The organism is Puniceibacterium sp. IMCC21224 (assembly GCF_001038505.1).
Classification (GTDB): Bacteria; Pseudomonadota; Alphaproteobacteria; order Rhodobacterales; family Rhodobacteraceae; genus Puniceibacterium.
The window spans coordinates 3,398,487-3,412,788 of the sequence record NZ_LDPY01000001.1 but is presented as its reverse complement, the minus strand read 5'-3'; the positions used below and the strand labels follow the sequence as shown (position 1 = coordinate 3,412,788).

Annotated in this window: 11 protein-coding genes; 2 read left to right on the top strand and 9 right to left on the bottom strand. The window is 61.3% G+C overall.

Translation table 11 applies throughout. The features are described 5' to 3' along the window. Positions 1 to 23: 23 nt before the first annotated feature. The 4 genes from IMCC21224_RS15905 to dctP form a co-directional block, all read right to left on the bottom strand. Entirely contained in the window at positions 24 to 1,979 is a 1,956-nt protein-coding gene (locus IMCC21224_RS15905) for an autotransporter domain-containing protein (RefSeq protein WP_047996171.1), read from the bottom strand. A gap of 243 nt (positions 1,980 to 2,222) precedes the next feature. Next, positions 2,223 to 3,578, bottom strand: coding sequence for a TRAP transporter large permease subunit (locus IMCC21224_RS15900; protein ID WP_047996170.1), 1,356 nt, complete (start codon positions 3,576 to 3,578; stop codon positions 2,223 to 2,225). 3 nt (positions 3,579 to 3,581) lie between these two features. Beyond that, positions 3,582 to 4,916: a TRAP transporter small permease subunit gene (locus IMCC21224_RS15895; protein ID WP_047996169.1), complete on the bottom strand. Its 1,335-nt coding sequence runs from the start codon at positions 4,914 to 4,916 to the stop codon at positions 3,582 to 3,584. A gap of 91 nt (positions 4,917 to 5,007) precedes the next feature. Next, positions 5,008 to 6,108: a TRAP transporter substrate-binding protein DctP gene (dctP, locus tag IMCC21224_RS15890; protein ID WP_047996168.1), complete on the bottom strand. Its 1,101-nt coding sequence runs from the start codon at positions 6,106 to 6,108 to the stop codon at positions 5,008 to 5,010. Positions 6,109 to 6,685: 577 nt separating this feature from the next. On the opposite strand from dctP, the gene IMCC21224_RS15885 reads away from it, so the two are divergent. Together IMCC21224_RS15885 and IMCC21224_RS15880 are read left to right on the top strand one after the other, a co-directional pair. Then, complete coding sequence (locus tag IMCC21224_RS15885) at positions 6,686 to 8,221, top strand: acyl--CoA ligase (protein ID WP_047996167.1); 1,536 nt, start codon at positions 6,686 to 6,688, stop codon at positions 8,219 to 8,221. Positions 8,222 to 8,326: 105 nt separating this feature from the next. Then, the gene (locus tag IMCC21224_RS15880) at positions 8,327 to 9,304 is read left to right on the top strand and encodes a 2-dehydropantoate 2-reductase (RefSeq protein ID WP_047996166.1); all 978 of its coding nucleotides are present in this window, start codon (positions 8,327 to 8,329) and stop codon (positions 9,302 to 9,304) included. On the opposite strand, the gene IMCC21224_RS15875 is transcribed toward IMCC21224_RS15880, so the two are convergent. The 5 genes from IMCC21224_RS15875 to IMCC21224_RS15855 form a co-directional block, all read right to left on the bottom strand. Next, positions 9,301 to 10,245 carry an aminotransferase class IV gene (locus tag IMCC21224_RS15875; protein WP_047996165.1) on the bottom strand — a complete coding sequence of 315 codons (945 nt, stop codon included), beginning with the start codon at positions 10,243 to 10,245 and terminating at the stop codon, positions 9,301 to 9,303. The two genes, IMCC21224_RS15880 and IMCC21224_RS15875, sit on opposite strands and share 4 nt — an antisense overlap. 152 nt (positions 10,246 to 10,397) lie before the next feature. Next, positions 10,398 to 11,876 carry a citrate lyase subunit alpha gene (locus IMCC21224_RS15870; RefSeq protein WP_156178307.1) on the bottom strand — a complete coding sequence of 493 codons (1,479 nt, stop codon included), beginning with the start codon at positions 11,874 to 11,876 and terminating at the stop codon, positions 10,398 to 10,400. Beyond that, a complete protein-coding gene (locus tag IMCC21224_RS15865) occupies positions 11,869 to 12,753 on the bottom strand; it encodes a helix-turn-helix transcriptional regulator (protein WP_047996163.1) in 885 nt (294 codons plus the stop codon). Before IMCC21224_RS15865 ends, IMCC21224_RS15870 begins: the two co-directional genes overlap by 8 nt. Positions 12,754 to 12,816: 63 nt before the next feature. After that, on the bottom strand, positions 12,817 to 13,632 hold the full coding sequence (locus IMCC21224_RS15860) for a substrate-binding domain-containing protein (RefSeq protein ID WP_047996162.1): 816 nt from the start codon (positions 13,630 to 13,632) through the stop codon (positions 12,817 to 12,819). A 37-nt stretch (positions 13,633 to 13,669) separates the two neighbouring features. Then, on the bottom strand, positions 13,670 to 14,269 hold the full coding sequence (locus tag IMCC21224_RS15855) for an ATP-binding cassette domain-containing protein (protein WP_369796047.1): 600 nt from the start codon (positions 14,267 to 14,269) through the stop codon (positions 13,670 to 13,672). Between the last annotated feature and the right edge of the window lie 33 nt (positions 14,270 to 14,302).

Here is a 14,302-nt window from a genome sequence, read left to right as displayed (position 1 = left end):
GTCCGGGCCGCTATTCGCCGTGGTCAGAATGTCATCTTGAACGACAGCGCGCCGACATAGCCGGTGGTGCCATCCTGTCCGATAGAGCTGGAGGCGGTAAAGCTGAGATAAGACTCTGGTCCGAGTTCCTTTATCACCGAACCCGAGAGATAGCCCCAGGTTCGGTCAGGCCGGGGGGCTGACACGGTGCCCAAGGTCGCAGAATTCGGACCCAGTGACACCGACAACGGATCGTCGTTCAGATCATGTTCGATCGACCCGCGCAGGTTGAACTTCCATCCCGGAGTGGCAATCGGTGAGATGATCGCCGAAACGCCAGCCGTGATCCGGCGCGATTCGTATTCGGTGTCGCCGAACGCCAGACTTGCCGCGCCCTGTGATTCAGTGAACCCGTCGATCGACACCTTTTCATAGGTGTAATGCGCAAAAGGGTTCAGCAACACCTGATCGCCCAGTGGAAGGAACCCGCCCATCCCGATCCGGGCAAAGCGATAGCTGCCGTCCGAGCTGGCGCTGTAGCGTTCGGTCGCCGGGCCCAGATTGAACTGGCGGTCGATGTCATCCACCGAGATTGAGCCGCCGCCAACAGCCGCGTTCAGATAGAACGCCTTGGACAGCGCCACCTGACCAAACAGCGCGCCGACCATCAGGGTTGAATCAAAACCGCTTCCGCCGTCGAATTCGACCTGCCCCTTGTCAAAGCTGAGACCCAGGCCAACAGTCGCATTCTCGGCCACGGCGATGTCAAAGCCAAGCTTGGCCACCTGGGTAGAGCCGGTCACACCGGGGGTCACCTGCTGTGAGTCAGCCTCGTAACTGCCGAATTCGACGCTGCCGAATACGTCGATGTCGCCGACTTTGCGGCGCACGCGGTTGCCGTTTTCGTCATATCCGATCAGTACGGTGGGGTTCATCCGATTTTCGATCGACAGGCTTTGCTGGCGTAGTGCGGTCATGATCGACACCGAGATCGCGCCGGTCTGAGTCGCGGCCTGAAGCCCGGCAAAGGCCGCCTGACCAAAGATCAGATGTGCGGCAGTGGTCGGATGCACACCATCGGCAAAGATCCGGGTTTCGCTGTCGATACTGGCGCTAAGCCCCTGAATACACGAAAGCGACTGACCAATGCAGGCGGGCACCGTCGCGGCGTCCACAGCGGTAAAGCCGTAGAGGACGGGATCGGCCTGCACCCTGCTTAGCAGTTTTTGCGAATCCACAATCACCGCTGAACTGCCAATACCCGCGATAAGCTGCGTATTGAACGCATCGCTTAACCCTGTGAGCAGTCCGGCCGCCGCTGCACCAGACGACAGGCCGAACGGCGTCGATCCGATATCCGGGGCGGTCACGACGATGATCGTCTCGGCCCCGGCAGCGCGGACGCGGTCGATCTGTGCTACCATTTCTGTTGCGGCTTGGGTCATGTTCACGACGGCATCGGTCGGGGTGATCAGCCCGGCACCAACCGCGCCCGACTGGGCAAACACGTCGTTGGCACCACCCCAGAGGATGACCAGATCATTGTCGCCAAATGACGGATTGTCCGTCAGCAATTGGTCGACCTGCTGCGCAATCGGCAATGTGGTGATGCCGATGGTCAGATCGTTGCCGATGCCAGCGGGATCGGTGACACGTGAACCGCCCTGAGCGTAATTGGTCCCGCCCACAAGCACGTCGGCCAGACCGACGGCTGGGACGCCGCTGATGATATTTGGTTGAAGATCCAGCCCTAATTCGCCCGCCAGAACCTCACCATAGGTGCGTGACGACCCATCGGGGGCATTGGTAAGCCAGCGATAGTTGATCGCGGGCAGCAACCCGCCGCCACCAGCCTGAACCGTCTGACTGTAGGCACCGCCGTCGCTCAGGCTGTCGCCAACGATATAGAGGTTGTCGAACTTCAACTCTTCTGCCGTCGCGCCCGTCACCGTGGCGCAGAGCATGGCGCCCACAGTGGCACGCTTGATCGTTGTGTCCATGTTTGCCCCTCCCAAGGCGACGCCGTCTGGCCTTTCGCAATCCTGATCGCTCTGCCTCGCAGGATGGCAAACTGCGCACGCAAAGTCAGCGGTACGTCAATCTTGGCTGAGCAGAGCATATCTGTCACCGATTATCGTCACTCGACGTTGCGAAACATCGCAGGGCGCGCGTGACGCGGGAGATAAAAAAAGCGCCGCCCCGGATCGGAGCGGCGCATTGATTGCCCGGAACGATGTATCAGATCAGCCGTAAACCAGCCGTGGCAGCCACGTGATGATTTGCGGAAAGAACATGCACATCAGCAACCCGACGATTTGCAGGAACAGGAACGGCAATGCCGATTTGAAGATATCCGACATCGGAATTTCAGCAGGCGCCACGCCGCGCAGGTAGAACAGCGCATAGCCAAAGGGCGGCGACAGAAACGACATCTGCATGTTGACGAGGTAGAGTACCCCGAACCACAGCACCAGATCGTCCGGGCTATCCAGACCAAACGACTCTGCCCCCAGCGCCTTGACGATCGGTACAAAGATCGGAACGCAGAGCAGCAGGATCCCAACCCAGTCCAGAAACATGCCAAGGACGATCAGCACGATCATCATGATGATCAGGATGCCCCAAGGCCCGAACCCGGTGGCCTCAAGCGCGTTCTGGACAAATTGCTGCCCACCTTCAAGCACGTAGAGTCCGACAAAGATCGTCGCACCGAACATGATCCAGATCACCATGGCAGAGGCCTTGAGCGTGGTGATCGACGCCTCGCGGATGGTGTGCCAGCTCAGCTTGCGGTGAATGGCGGCGACGATGAAGGCGCCAAATGTTCCGATGCCCGCCGCCTCGACCGGTGTGGCGATGCCGGTAAAGATCACGCCCAGAACAATCACGATCAGCGCAATCGGGGCTGACATATTGCCCATCAGCGCGATCTTTTCGCGGGTCGAGATACGTTCTTCCATCGGGATCGGCGGGCCGAGGTCCGGGTTGATGTAGCTGCGGACCACAACATACAGGATGTACATGCCCGACAGCATCAGGCCCGGAATGACCGCGCCGATGAACAGCTCTCCCACCGATTGCTCGGCCACAACGGCATAGATGATGGCGAGGATCGACGGCGGGATCAGGATGCCCAGCGTGCCGCCGGCCATGATAGACCCCATCGCGATCTTGGGGTCATAGCCGCGTTTCAGCATCGCGGGCAGGGCGATGATGCCCATGGTCACAACCGCAGCACCGATCACGCCCACCATAGCGGCAAGGATGGTCGAGGCGATGATTGTTGCGGCGGCAAGCCCACCTTTGACGCCACCAAGCACCTTGTAGATGACGTCGAACATCTCGTTGATGATGCCCGCCCTCTCTAACATTGACGCCATGAAGATGAACAACGGGATCGCCGACAACTGATAGTTCGTCATCAGCGGAAAGATCCGGCTGGGCACGATATTAAGCGCCCTTTCGTCGCCCAGGATAAACAGGAACACGCAGGCCAGTCCGCCGGTGACAAAGGCCAGCGGCAGACCCGCCATCAGCAACACCAGCAAAGAGCCGAACATGATCAGGGTGAGTAACCCGATTCCGATATCAAGACCCATGGTTCAGGCCCCCTTCAGAACGGTGCGCAGATCCTGCGCGATTTTCGATATGCCCTGGAGCACCAGCAGCAGACCGCCGATCACCATGACCCATTTCATTGGCCACAGAGGGACCTCCCATTCGTTAAAGCTGATTTCGCCCCAGCGGATCGCCGGATCGGTCCATTGAGCAAGGTTCAGGCTGCCCACCATCTCGCCAAAGCTCAGATTGCCGCGCGCCCATTCAGAGACGACGCCGTTGCCTGTCGGTACCGCGATGGAATCGAAGGAAAATATGTAGCAGGTCCACAATAGTGTTCCCGCAAAGATGAAGAAGAACACAGATGTCGCCAAGTCTACCCATGCCTTGTTCGTCTTGCGCATTGGGGCATAAAAGATGTCGACCCGCACGTGGCTTTCGGTCAGCATCGCGTAAGATCCTGCAATCAGGTATTGCATCCCGAACATCAGGTACATCGACTCGTGCGCCCAGTTGGTTGGCGAGTTGAAGACGTAGCGGGTGATCACCTCGAAATAGTAGACAAACACCGCGATCACGGCCCAATAGCTGACAAATTCGCCAGCAAAGAGCGATAGCCGGTCGATCCAGCCGCTCCACCCCGGCGAGACCCATTCGCTGTCTTCCTTGCGCTCGCTGTCCTCAAGCTTTTTCAGCGCAATCTCGGCCTCTGACATCGCGGGCGTTGCGGGCAGGTTTGCGTTGGCGCGCCGGATCAGTCCGGGCAGTAGAAACACGTCGATGGCCATCGCTGCCAGCAACACCCAGAAGGCGTATTTGGCGAAATTGTTCCAGTAGGCCAGTGCGTTCAGAGTGGTCAGCGCGATGGGCCGGGCGGTTTCAAGATCGCTCGTCGCTTCGGCGATGCGGGTGCGACCCTCATTCAGGCGCTGTTCGGCGCGTTCCACATTGCGTTCGACCCGGCGCAGGGCAAAAGAGCCCGCCTCCTCTTCGGCCTGCGCGGCGATCAGTTCCGCCCGCAGCGTAGGCAGGTCGGCCTCGGCGGCGGTGACGCGGTCCTGTTCACGATCAAGGAGGCGTTCGGCCTGGCGCACGATGTTGTTGGCATTCGAGGTGGCGGACCGCGCATCCTGACCCTGCGCATTGGCATACAGGATCGCTAGGAAGACCGGGATGAACAGCAGGCCCAGCAGGTTCTTGACGTAGAACCGGTGCAGACCCAGCATCCCGCCGGTCAGCAAAATGAAATATCCCAGACCAAGGCCATAGGTCTTGTGCTGCGGTTGCGGACGTCGTGCCAGCACCATGGCGACCAGCGGAAAGACGATCAGCCCTACCCAGTACGCCCAATGCGGTAGCGAAATATCGAGACTGGGCATGTCACCCCTCGCTCATATGTGTTGATGTTTGCAAGTTCGAGGCCCGCGCGGTTGGCGCGGGCCTCTGTTGTCGGCGGCCCAGCGCTTTGGGTCACAGGTTGAGGGTCAGACCTTCGATCTGCTCGGGAGTGACGTAGCCCAGCGAGCCGGACATCATGTAGTCGAGCTGGATCTTAAACACCCGAGCCGCGTCAGGGTCACGGTTGGCGTAATCGAACCAGATCGGCACGGCCACTTCGGTCATCAGTTCCACATCGTCCTGCGACAGACGCGTGACCTCGGTGCCGTCGGCCTCGAACTTGGCCCAGGCTTCCTGGTCGGCCTTTTGGATCGCGGCGTGGTGATGCGCGGAATACCACTGGGTTTCCATCTCGACGAATTGCTTCATCGCCGGGCTGAGCGCATCCCACGAGGGTTGGCCGACGGTGATGTCCATGATGTCCACCGGCTGGTAGAGCGACATGAAACCCGCAGGGCCCATCGAGATGTATTTTGTCACCTGACTGAAGCCGAGCGAGTAGTTCACCGCCGGGCCGACATAGTCTGCCGCGTCGATGGTACCTTTTTCCAGCGCCGGGAAAATTTCCGAACCGGGCAGAACCGTGGTCTCGGCACCGATTTCACTGAACACTTCGGCAACCATACCGCCGGGCATCCGCATTTTGAGGCCGCGGAAATCGTCGATGGACCGGATCGGCACCTTGGAGTGGATGATATTCGGACCGTGATGGACCGGGCCGACAAAGACCATGCCTTGTGCGGCATAAAGTTCGCGCGCGATCTCAAGCCCGCCGAGGCCGAAATAGAACACATCGAATTCATGCGGGTTGCGCAGGCCAAGCGGATAGGATGTCAGGAATGTGGCTGCAGGAATGATGCCTTGGGCGTAAATGGTGAAGGGGTTTACTGCATCCAGAACGCCATTCTTGACCGCGTCATACAACTGGAAGTCGCCGACAACATCGTTGGCGCCAAAGGGGGTAAACGCCAGCTCGCCATCCGTCTTTTCGGTGATCGTGGCGCACCAGTCCTTAAATGTCTGAAGTCCGATGCCGCCGGTATGCGACGTCTGGATTTTCCAATTGGTGCCATGAGCCGCAGCGGATGCGACATGTGGCGCGGCAAGGCCAGCGGCGCCAAATCCGGCGATCCCTGCCAGCGCCTTGCGGCGTGAAACAGTGTTGTGTGTCATAAAATCCTCCCAGATGACTGCTGCCTTTTCGGCAACTTGTCCCGATACGCGTCGCGCCCGGTGCTCACTTTCTAGCGAGCGAATTCTAATTGGTAAAGCTTTCTTGCCAATCCGGGGGACGTTTGCGCCGCGCGAAGGGAGGATGCGGTATTCGAATGGCGTGAGATCTGCCGTCTGACACATGTGTTCCGTTCACCATTCCTTGTCTGGCGTCGGATTTCTATGCTTGGGCCGGTATCCGATTCAAACGATGGTTGCGCGCGGTCATTCAAGAAAACGTTCCGGGTTCTAGTGGCGCAAAATGTCGAAAATTCAGAATGAAGGTATGAAGGTTTTCTGATCGCGAGGCGAGATCAGCGCGACTCTTGGCGTAGGTGCACTTCTGTGATGTGGCACAAACTCTCGGAGGGTTTTCATAAAATTTGCGGCTACGATTCCCCAGATCATGTCAGGTGGCAGCGCCTGTACTTTCGGTGCTTTTCTTTCGATGGCCGCTGCTTAACTATGCGCCTAAGATGCAGGGAACACGGCGTCGCTCCGGTCGGAGGAGGCAGGGGCCGCAGAGGAGGGACCGAATATGACATGTATAAAGGATTTGCTGGCGGGGCACGATGGCGCTGGACCTGCGATCGGAGCGCCGGGCCGCGACTGGCTGAGCCGGGACGGGCTGCGCGCGCTGTCGAACGATGTGGCACAGAGCCTGCACTGTTTCGGCATCGGACGGGGGGATCGCGTGGCGATCGTGCTGCCCAACGGGCCTGAGATGGCGACCGCATTTGTCACCATCGCGCAGGTGGCCACTACGGCGCCGCTGAACCCGGCTTACCGCGAAGACGAATATGTTTTTTACCTCGAAGATCTGAAAGCCCGCGCGCTGGTGCTGGCCGGAGGGTATGACGGGCCGGCGCTGGCGGCGGGTCAGCGGCTGGGTCTGACGATCCTGCGGGTGCAGGTGGCCCCAGGCGCGGCCGCAGGCGCATTCACCCTGAGTGGGGATGGCGCGGAGCGCACAACAGGGCGCACAGCCGACATTTCCGCGCCGGGCGACAGCGATGTGGCGCTGATCCTGCACACGTCAGGCACCACGTCGCGGCCAAAAATCGTGCCGTTGCTGCAATCGAATGTGTCGGCTTCGGCGCATAATATTGTTGCGTCGCTGGCGCTGACGTCGACGGACCGCTGTCTGAACGTGATGCCGCTCTTTCACATTCACGGGTTGTTGGCGGCGGTGTCTGCGTCGCTTGCGGCAGGGGCGTCGATCTGGTGTGCGCCGGGGTTCGACGCGCTGAAGTTTTTTGGCTGGATGAAGGACGCGCAGCCGACCTGGTACACCGCTGTGCCGACCATGCATCAGGCGATCCTGAGCCGGGCTGGGCGCAACGTGGACGTCATCGCGGCGACGCCACTGCGGTTCCTGCGTTCATCCTCGGCATCGCTGCCGGCGCAGGTGATGGTGCAACTGCACGAGACATTCGGCGCGCCGGTGATCGAGGCGTACGGCATGACAGAGGCGGCGCATCAGATGTGTTGCAACCCGTTAGGACAGCAAAAACCCGGTTCGGTCGGGGTGGCCTCCGGTCCCAAGGTGCGGGTCGCGCATGAGAGCGAGAACCGGTTGATCGACGGTACGGGCGAGGTGGTTATTTCGGGTTCCAATGTCACGCCGGGCTACGAAGGCAATGCAGAGGCCAACGCCAAGAACTTTTTTGACGTCGAAGGCCAGCGCTGGTTCCGCACCGGCGATCAGGGGGCGATTGACGATGATGGTTTTTTGCATCTGACCGGGCGGCTCAAGGAGATCATCAACCGGGGTGGGGAAAAGGTGTCGCCGCTGGAGGTTGACGGCGTGCTGCTTGATCATCCTGCAATCGCCCAGGTGGTGACTTTTGCCCTGCCGCATCCCAAGTTGGGCGAGGAGGTGGCCGCCGCTGTGGTGTTGCATGACGGGGCTGACGTGGACGAGCGCGAGATCCGTGAATTTGCCGCCGGGCGGATGGCCGATTTCAAGGTGCCGCGCAAGGTCATCATTCTGGACGAGATCCCAAAGGGCGCGACCGGTAAAATGCAGCGCATCGGTCTTGCGGAAAAGCTGGGCTTGGTGGCGAGCGCCTGAATTAATCTCGACGTGGCCACGTTTGGCAGGCATCGGAATTTTGCGTATTTAGAAAGAGAAGAAGCAGGGGCGCAGGGCTGATTCAGTCTTAGCCGGAGGGGCGATATGAAGATTTGTGTGTTTGGCGCAGGGGCCATTGGTGGCTATTTGGGTGTCAAGCTGGCGCAAGCCGGGGCGAATGTGAGCCTGGTTGCGCGGGGGCCGCATCTGGCGGCGATGCAGGCCAATGGGTTGCGGTTGGTTGAGGAAGGCGAAGAAACCTCGGCGCGGGTCAATGCTTCGGACAATCCGGCGGAACTGGGGGTGCAGGATTATGTGATTGTCACGCTAAAGGCACATTCGGTGCCGCCAGTGGTTGCGAAGATGGCACCTCTGATCGGGCCGCAAACCACCATTGTGAGCGGCGTGAATGGTGTGCCCTGGTGGTATTTTCACAAGATTGGCGGCGTGCATGAGGGAACGCGGTTGGAAACAGTCGATCCGGGCAATGCGCAATGGGACGGGTTCGGCCCGGATCGGGTGCTGGGCTGTGTTGTTTACCCTGCGGCCGAGGTGATTGAACCGGGGGTGATCAAACATATCGAAGGCAACCGATTTTCGTTGGGTGAGCCGGACGGGTCTAAATCCGAGCGGGCATTGGCGCTGTCGAAGGCGCTGGGTGCGGCGGGACTGAAGGCGCCGGTGCGACCGCGTTTGCGCGATGAGATCTGGGTCAAGCTATGGGGAAACCTGTCGTTCAATCCGATCTCGGCGCTGACTCATGCGACGCTGGATGTGCTTTGCACCGATCCTGATACACGCGGTGTCGCGCGGTGTATGATGCTGGAAGCGCAGCAGATTGCCGAGACGTTGGGCGTGAAGTTCCCAATTGATGTTGACCGCAGGATTGATGGCGGTGCGGCGGTGGGCGCGCACCGCACCTCGATGTTGCAGGATCTTGATGCAGGGCGTCCGATGGAGATCGACGCACTGATCGGATCGGTGCAGGAGCTGGGCCGGATCACTGACACTCCGACGCCTGTAATCGACACGGTATTGGGGTTGGTGCAGTTGCGGGCGCGGGTGGCGGGGCTGTATGCCTAGGATCGGTCGGTCTGTTTCTGGCGGGCAGCGTCCACTTTGATCTGCGCCTTGTAAAGCGTTTGGATGCGCGCGGTGATGGGGCGGGTTCCGGTGCCGATCGATTTGCCGTCGATTGACGCGACCGGGGTCTGGGCACCGAAGCTGCCAGTGAGAAAGGCCTCGTCCGCGCCGTAAGCTTCGAACAGGGAATAGTTTTTCTCGAACACAGGAATATCGTTGGCGCGGCAGATCTCGATGACCCTGGCGCGGGTGACGCCCGCCATGCAGTAGTCCCCGGTCGAGGTCCATACTTGGCCACGCCGTACTATGAAGAAGTTGCAGGCGTTGGTGGTGTTCACAAACCCATGCGGGTCGAGCATCAAGCCTTCGTCCGCGCCGGCCTGTTCGGCCTGCAGGCATGCGATCACGCAGTTCAGTTTGGAATGGCTGTTCAGCTTGGCATCCTGCGCCATCGGCAGGCCGCGCACTTGCGGCACGGTGGCGAGCCGGATGCCGGTGCTGTGCAAGCGGTCGACCGGTTTGGAATGCTCCATGATAATGACCAGCGTCGGGCCGGAACGCGACAGCGATGGGTGCTGGAACGGCTTGGCCTTGACCCCTCGGGTCAGCATCAGGCGGCAGTGGACATCCGTGGTCATTCCGTTGGCCTGTGCGGTGCGCGTCAGCGCGTCGAGGATCCCGGCGCGATCCATTCCCACCTCTAGCGACACTGTTTTGCAGGCGTCAAAGAAGCGATCCATGTGGTCGTCGAAAAAGGCCCATGTCCCGTTATATAGGCGCATCCCTTCCCACATGCCGTCGCCCAAAAGGAAGCCGCTGTCGTAGACTGAAACCACAGCCTGATCGCGGGGCACTAGCGCGCCGTTGACATAGATCAGGATATCGCGGTTGCGCGGATCGTCGTCCGCATCGTGGGTGGTGGTCGGAGTAATCTGGGACATTGTGGCGGGTCCTTGTGGCGGCTGGGGCCAGTTGTAGGCCAGCGCGGCGCCGACGTGTAGGGTCTGAATGCCGGGTTTCTTCCGATGTGCTCCGGGGCAATTGGGGAAATTGCCAATCCAGGTGGCTGATCCGTGCCGTCGACATCGGGTTGCTAGACCGCCTGGATCCGATCGGTCACGCTGCCGTCGCGCCATGTGCTGACGGCGACGTCGCGGCCACTGCCGCGATTCGCCTGACGGTGCGTTGCTGTGGCGGCAGCCTGCTCAGCCAATACCGTGATCGGAACCAAAGGCAGGCCGGCGGCGCGCAGGCGATCAGCGAGTTCCGCGCGGGCGGGGTTCACGGCAATCCCGGCTTCTGTCACCACCAGATCGACGGTGTGACCCGGCGTCGTGCGGTGCAGCACCTTTGGCACGATCTTGGGGTAGCCGCCGCCGGTCAGTTGCGTGGTGATCACAGTCAGCCGTGCGCCCGAGGCGGTATCGGCATGCCCGCCGGATCCGCCGATGATCTGCCCTGCGCCGTTGGTGGTGACATTGACGTTGAAATCCAGATCAACCTCGGCCGCGCCGAGGATCACCGCATCCAGCCGATCTACCACAGCGCCGCCCGGATGCGGTGCGGCGTAGGCGGCGGCCGACATCGCCTGATGCCTCGGGTCGTCACGGATCGACTGGACCGCCGCCAGATCAAAGCATTGCACGTCCAGCAGGGTGCGAAACAGGCCCCCGCGCAGCATTTTAACGTGAAAGCCGGTGATGCCGCCAGAGGCAAAGCTGCCGGTGATACCGCGCCGCGTCATTTCTGCGCCGACCTGCGCGGCAGCAGCGAGCGAGATGCCCCCGGCCCCGGTCTGGAACGAAAACCCATTGCGCAGCAGGCCGCTGGCGGTAATCGCCGCAGCGGCGCTTTGTCCAATGGCCAGGCGCAGTGGGTCGGTTGCTGGCCGGGTTGTGCCAGATGCGATGCCTGACGGGTCGCCGATTGAGGGAACGACCACCACATGGTCCACCCGCTCCTGGGGGATATCGACAGGGCTTAGCGGAAAGGGAGCCAGCGTATCGGTCACAGCAACAACGTGGGCTGCGTGGGCCACATCGCAAAGCGCATAGCCCATTGCGCCAAAGGCCGCCGCGCCCTGGGTTCCGCAGAGATTGCCAAGCGGATCGGCGGATGGTGCCGCGACAAATGCCGCATCGACCCGCAACGCGCCCGATGCCAGCGCCTGTGCCCGGCCCCCGTGGGTGGTCAGGGTCACGGGACGTGGCAGCAGGCCCGCAGTGATCGCCGCGCCCACAGGGCCCGAGATAAAGCTCGTTGATAGGTCGCTGACCACGCCAGAGCGGATGTGCGCCACCAGCGGCGCATGCACCGGAAAGATCGACGAAGCTGCGACATGCAGGTCGCGCAATCCACGCCGCGCTGCCGCATCCAGCACCATATTCAGGATGGCGTCGCCGTTGCGCAGATGGTGGTGGAACGACAATGTGCTGCCATCTCGCAAGCCGCAGGCATCGAATGCAGCGTCGAGATCGGCCAGCACGCGGGATGCATCCGCGCGGCGTCGGGGTTTGTCGACATATTCGGGACGCGATGGGCGCGCGTGAACGGATTGTCTGGTGTCAGCCATTCCAGCGCACGGTGCCGATGCCTGCGATGTCATAGCCCGCCATTCCCGCCGCGTGGGCCGCAAAGGCCGGGTCGTGCAGGAATGCCAGCAGCTGTTGCATCGGTGGCTCGAACCAGGCCTTGCGGTCGATCAGCAGATCGAACCGTTCCTCGATCAGCGATACAAAGCCCAGACCATAGAGCTGCGCCAAAGCCTGCAACCCAAAGGCGGCGTCGGCGTCCCCGGTCTGCACCGCCATGGCGGCGTCGGCCTCGCTGCGGGCGGGGATGGTGTTGGTGTAGGCATCCTCGGACAGTCCTGCCTGCCCGCTGAGTCCGGCAAAAATGCGATGCGATCCGGACTCGGCCTGGCGCGGCGCAAAACGGCGCCCGGCCAGATCCGCAATGCCGCTAATCGCGGTTTCATCCGGGCGAATGATCAACCCGCGCTGACGTCTGGCAAAGCTGATCAGCACAGCGTTCTGACCGGCAAAGCGATCTGCCACAATGGGGACATTCCAATCGCCCTGACCAGGGATATGCAGACCTGTTGCCATGCCGTCACCTGCGGCAAAGCGGTCAAGCCCGTCGAAGCTGCCGTCGAAGTAGGTGGCGATGCCGCAGCGCGACTGGCGCAGCGCCCAGTCCAGCAGCGGATCATGGCTGCCGACAAAGACCGCTGCCCTTGGGCTGGCACGGCCCGGAGTTGCGGAACTGCCCTGCGCGATCCAGGCGCGCACCTCGCGTTCGGGAAACAGCAGTTTGCCGGTGACTTTGGAGCAGGGAACTGCCCCGGTAGAGGCGAGATCGTAAACCTTGCGCTCTTTGATGCGCAACAGATCTGCCAACTCACGCACGGTGAGGAATTCGGGGCTGGTTTGGTCGGATGTCTCTGCCATGGTCACGGCGTTTATGCACAGGCGGGGGCGCGCACGGCAAGTCCCGCGCGCACCCTTCGGCAATCATTTCACGGCGTTGGGGAAAAACAATTGCTGATCGTTCAGTTTGTAACCCGCAATCGCCTGCTGGCCAGCGTCGGCCAACAGCCAGTCGATAAAGGTCTGGCCCGCGTCGACCTTGACGCTCGGACAATGCTCTGGATCGACAAGGATCACACCATATTGGTTGAACAGAGTGTCATCACCTTCGACGGAGATCTCGAAATCCGCCTTGTTTTCATAGCTGATCCAGGTGGCGCGGTCGGTCAGGGCATATGCGTTCATGCCAACGGCAGCGTTCAGTGTGGCGCCCATACCGGACCCGGTTTCACGGTACCAGTCACCTGACGCGGTGGTGGGGTCGATGCCTGCTGCCTGCCACAGCGCGCGCTCTTTCTTGTGGGTGCCACTGTCATCGCCGCGTGACGCAAACAGCGCGCCCGTGTCGGCAATTGCTGTCAGCGCTGCCCCGGCATCCGACGTCCCGGCCACGTCAGCCGGATCGTCCGCCGGTCCGACGATGATAAAGTCGTTGTACATCAGATCCGCGCGCGACACGCCAAAGCCTGCTTTGACAAATGCCTCTTCCGATGCTTTGGCGTGGACCAGCAGCACATCTGCATCGCAATTTTCGGCATTCTTGATCGCCTGCCCAGTGCCGACGGCGACCACGTTGACGGTGATTCCGGTCGCCTCGTTGAACTGTGGCAGCAGGCTGTCATAGAGACCGGAATTGGCGGTCGAAGTGGTCGATTGCACGAGGATCGACTCTTGTGCCGTCGCTGCCGTACTTAGCAGCGCCAAAATCGCCGCTGCGTGTTTCGTTGTTCCAAAGATCATCGTTCACTCCCTTGCCGATGGAAAACTGCTTGAATTGTCAAAGCACCAGCCTGCCGGCCAGGTAGGCCCGCGCCGCCTCTGAGGTGGGTTGGTCGAAAAACTGCCGTGCCGGGGTGTGTTCTGCGGCCTGACCCCGCGCGACAAAGACCACGTCATCGGCCAATCGGCGCGCCTGACCGATGTCATGGGTGATAAACACCAGCTTGGTGCCCTGATCGCGGATGTTGCGGGCAATCTCTTCGATCATTAGCGCCGAGGCCGGGTCAAGGCTGGCGGTCGGCTCATCCAGAAACAGAACTTCAGGCTGGACGGCGAGCGCGCGCGCCAGCGCAAGGCGCTGCTGTTCCCCGCCCGAGAGTAACCGCGCGGGTTGTGCCGCATGATCCGACAGGCCGACCCGCGCCAGCAATGCATCGCGCGCCGCCCGGTCGCGCCGCCCGCGTGCGCGCAGGACAAAATCCACGTTGGCCGCAACCGAGCGGCGCAACAGCACCGGCTTTTGAAACACCATCGCCTGCCGGGCGCGGGTGGCGGAATCAAGCGGCGCGCCATCCCACAGAACGCTACCGGACTGGGGCACGATCAACCCGTGCAGCAGGCGCAGCAGCAGGCTTTTGCCTGCGCCATTCGGCCCCATCACAACAGTGATGCCGCGCGTCGGCAGCGCCAG

Excerpts from the sequence above, each read along its gene's own strand:
- IMCC21224_RS15905 (WP_047996171.1), bottom strand. The coding sequence starts at position 1,979 with ATGGACACAACGATCAAGCGTGCCACTGTGGGCGCCATGCTCTGCGCC.
- IMCC21224_RS15900 (WP_047996170.1), bottom strand. The coding sequence starts at position 3,578 with ATGGGTCTTGATATCGGAATCGGGTTACTCACCCTGATCATGTTCGGC.
- IMCC21224_RS15895 (WP_047996169.1), bottom strand. The coding sequence starts at position 4,916 with ATGCCCAGTCTCGATATTTCGCTACCGCATTGGGCGTACTGGGTAGGG.
- dctP (WP_047996168.1), bottom strand. The coding sequence starts at position 6,108 with ATGACACACAACACTGTTTCACGCCGCAAGGCGCTGGCAGGGATCGCC.
- IMCC21224_RS15885 (WP_047996167.1), top strand. The coding sequence starts at position 6,686 with ATGACATGTATAAAGGATTTGCTGGCGGGGCACGATGGCGCTGGACCT.
- IMCC21224_RS15880 (WP_047996166.1), top strand. The coding sequence starts at position 8,327 with ATGAAGATTTGTGTGTTTGGCGCAGGGGCCATTGGTGGCTATTTGGGT.
- IMCC21224_RS15875 (WP_047996165.1), bottom strand. The coding sequence starts at position 10,245 with ATGTCCCAGATTACTCCGACCACCACCCACGATGCGGACGACGATCCG.
- IMCC21224_RS15870 (WP_156178307.1), bottom strand. The coding sequence starts at position 11,876 with ATGGCTGACACCAGACAATCCGTTCACGCGCGCCCATCGCGTCCCGAA.
- IMCC21224_RS15865 (WP_047996163.1), bottom strand. The coding sequence starts at position 12,753 with ATGGCAGAGACATCCGACCAAACCAGCCCCGAATTCCTCACCGTGCGT.
- IMCC21224_RS15860 (WP_047996162.1), bottom strand. The coding sequence starts at position 13,632 with ATGATCTTTGGAACAACGAAACACGCAGCGGCGATTTTGGCGCTGCTA.
- IMCC21224_RS15855 (WP_369796047.1), bottom strand. The coding sequence starts at position 14,269 with ATGGGGCCGAATGGCGCAGGCAAAAGCCTGCTGCTGCGCCTGCTGCAC.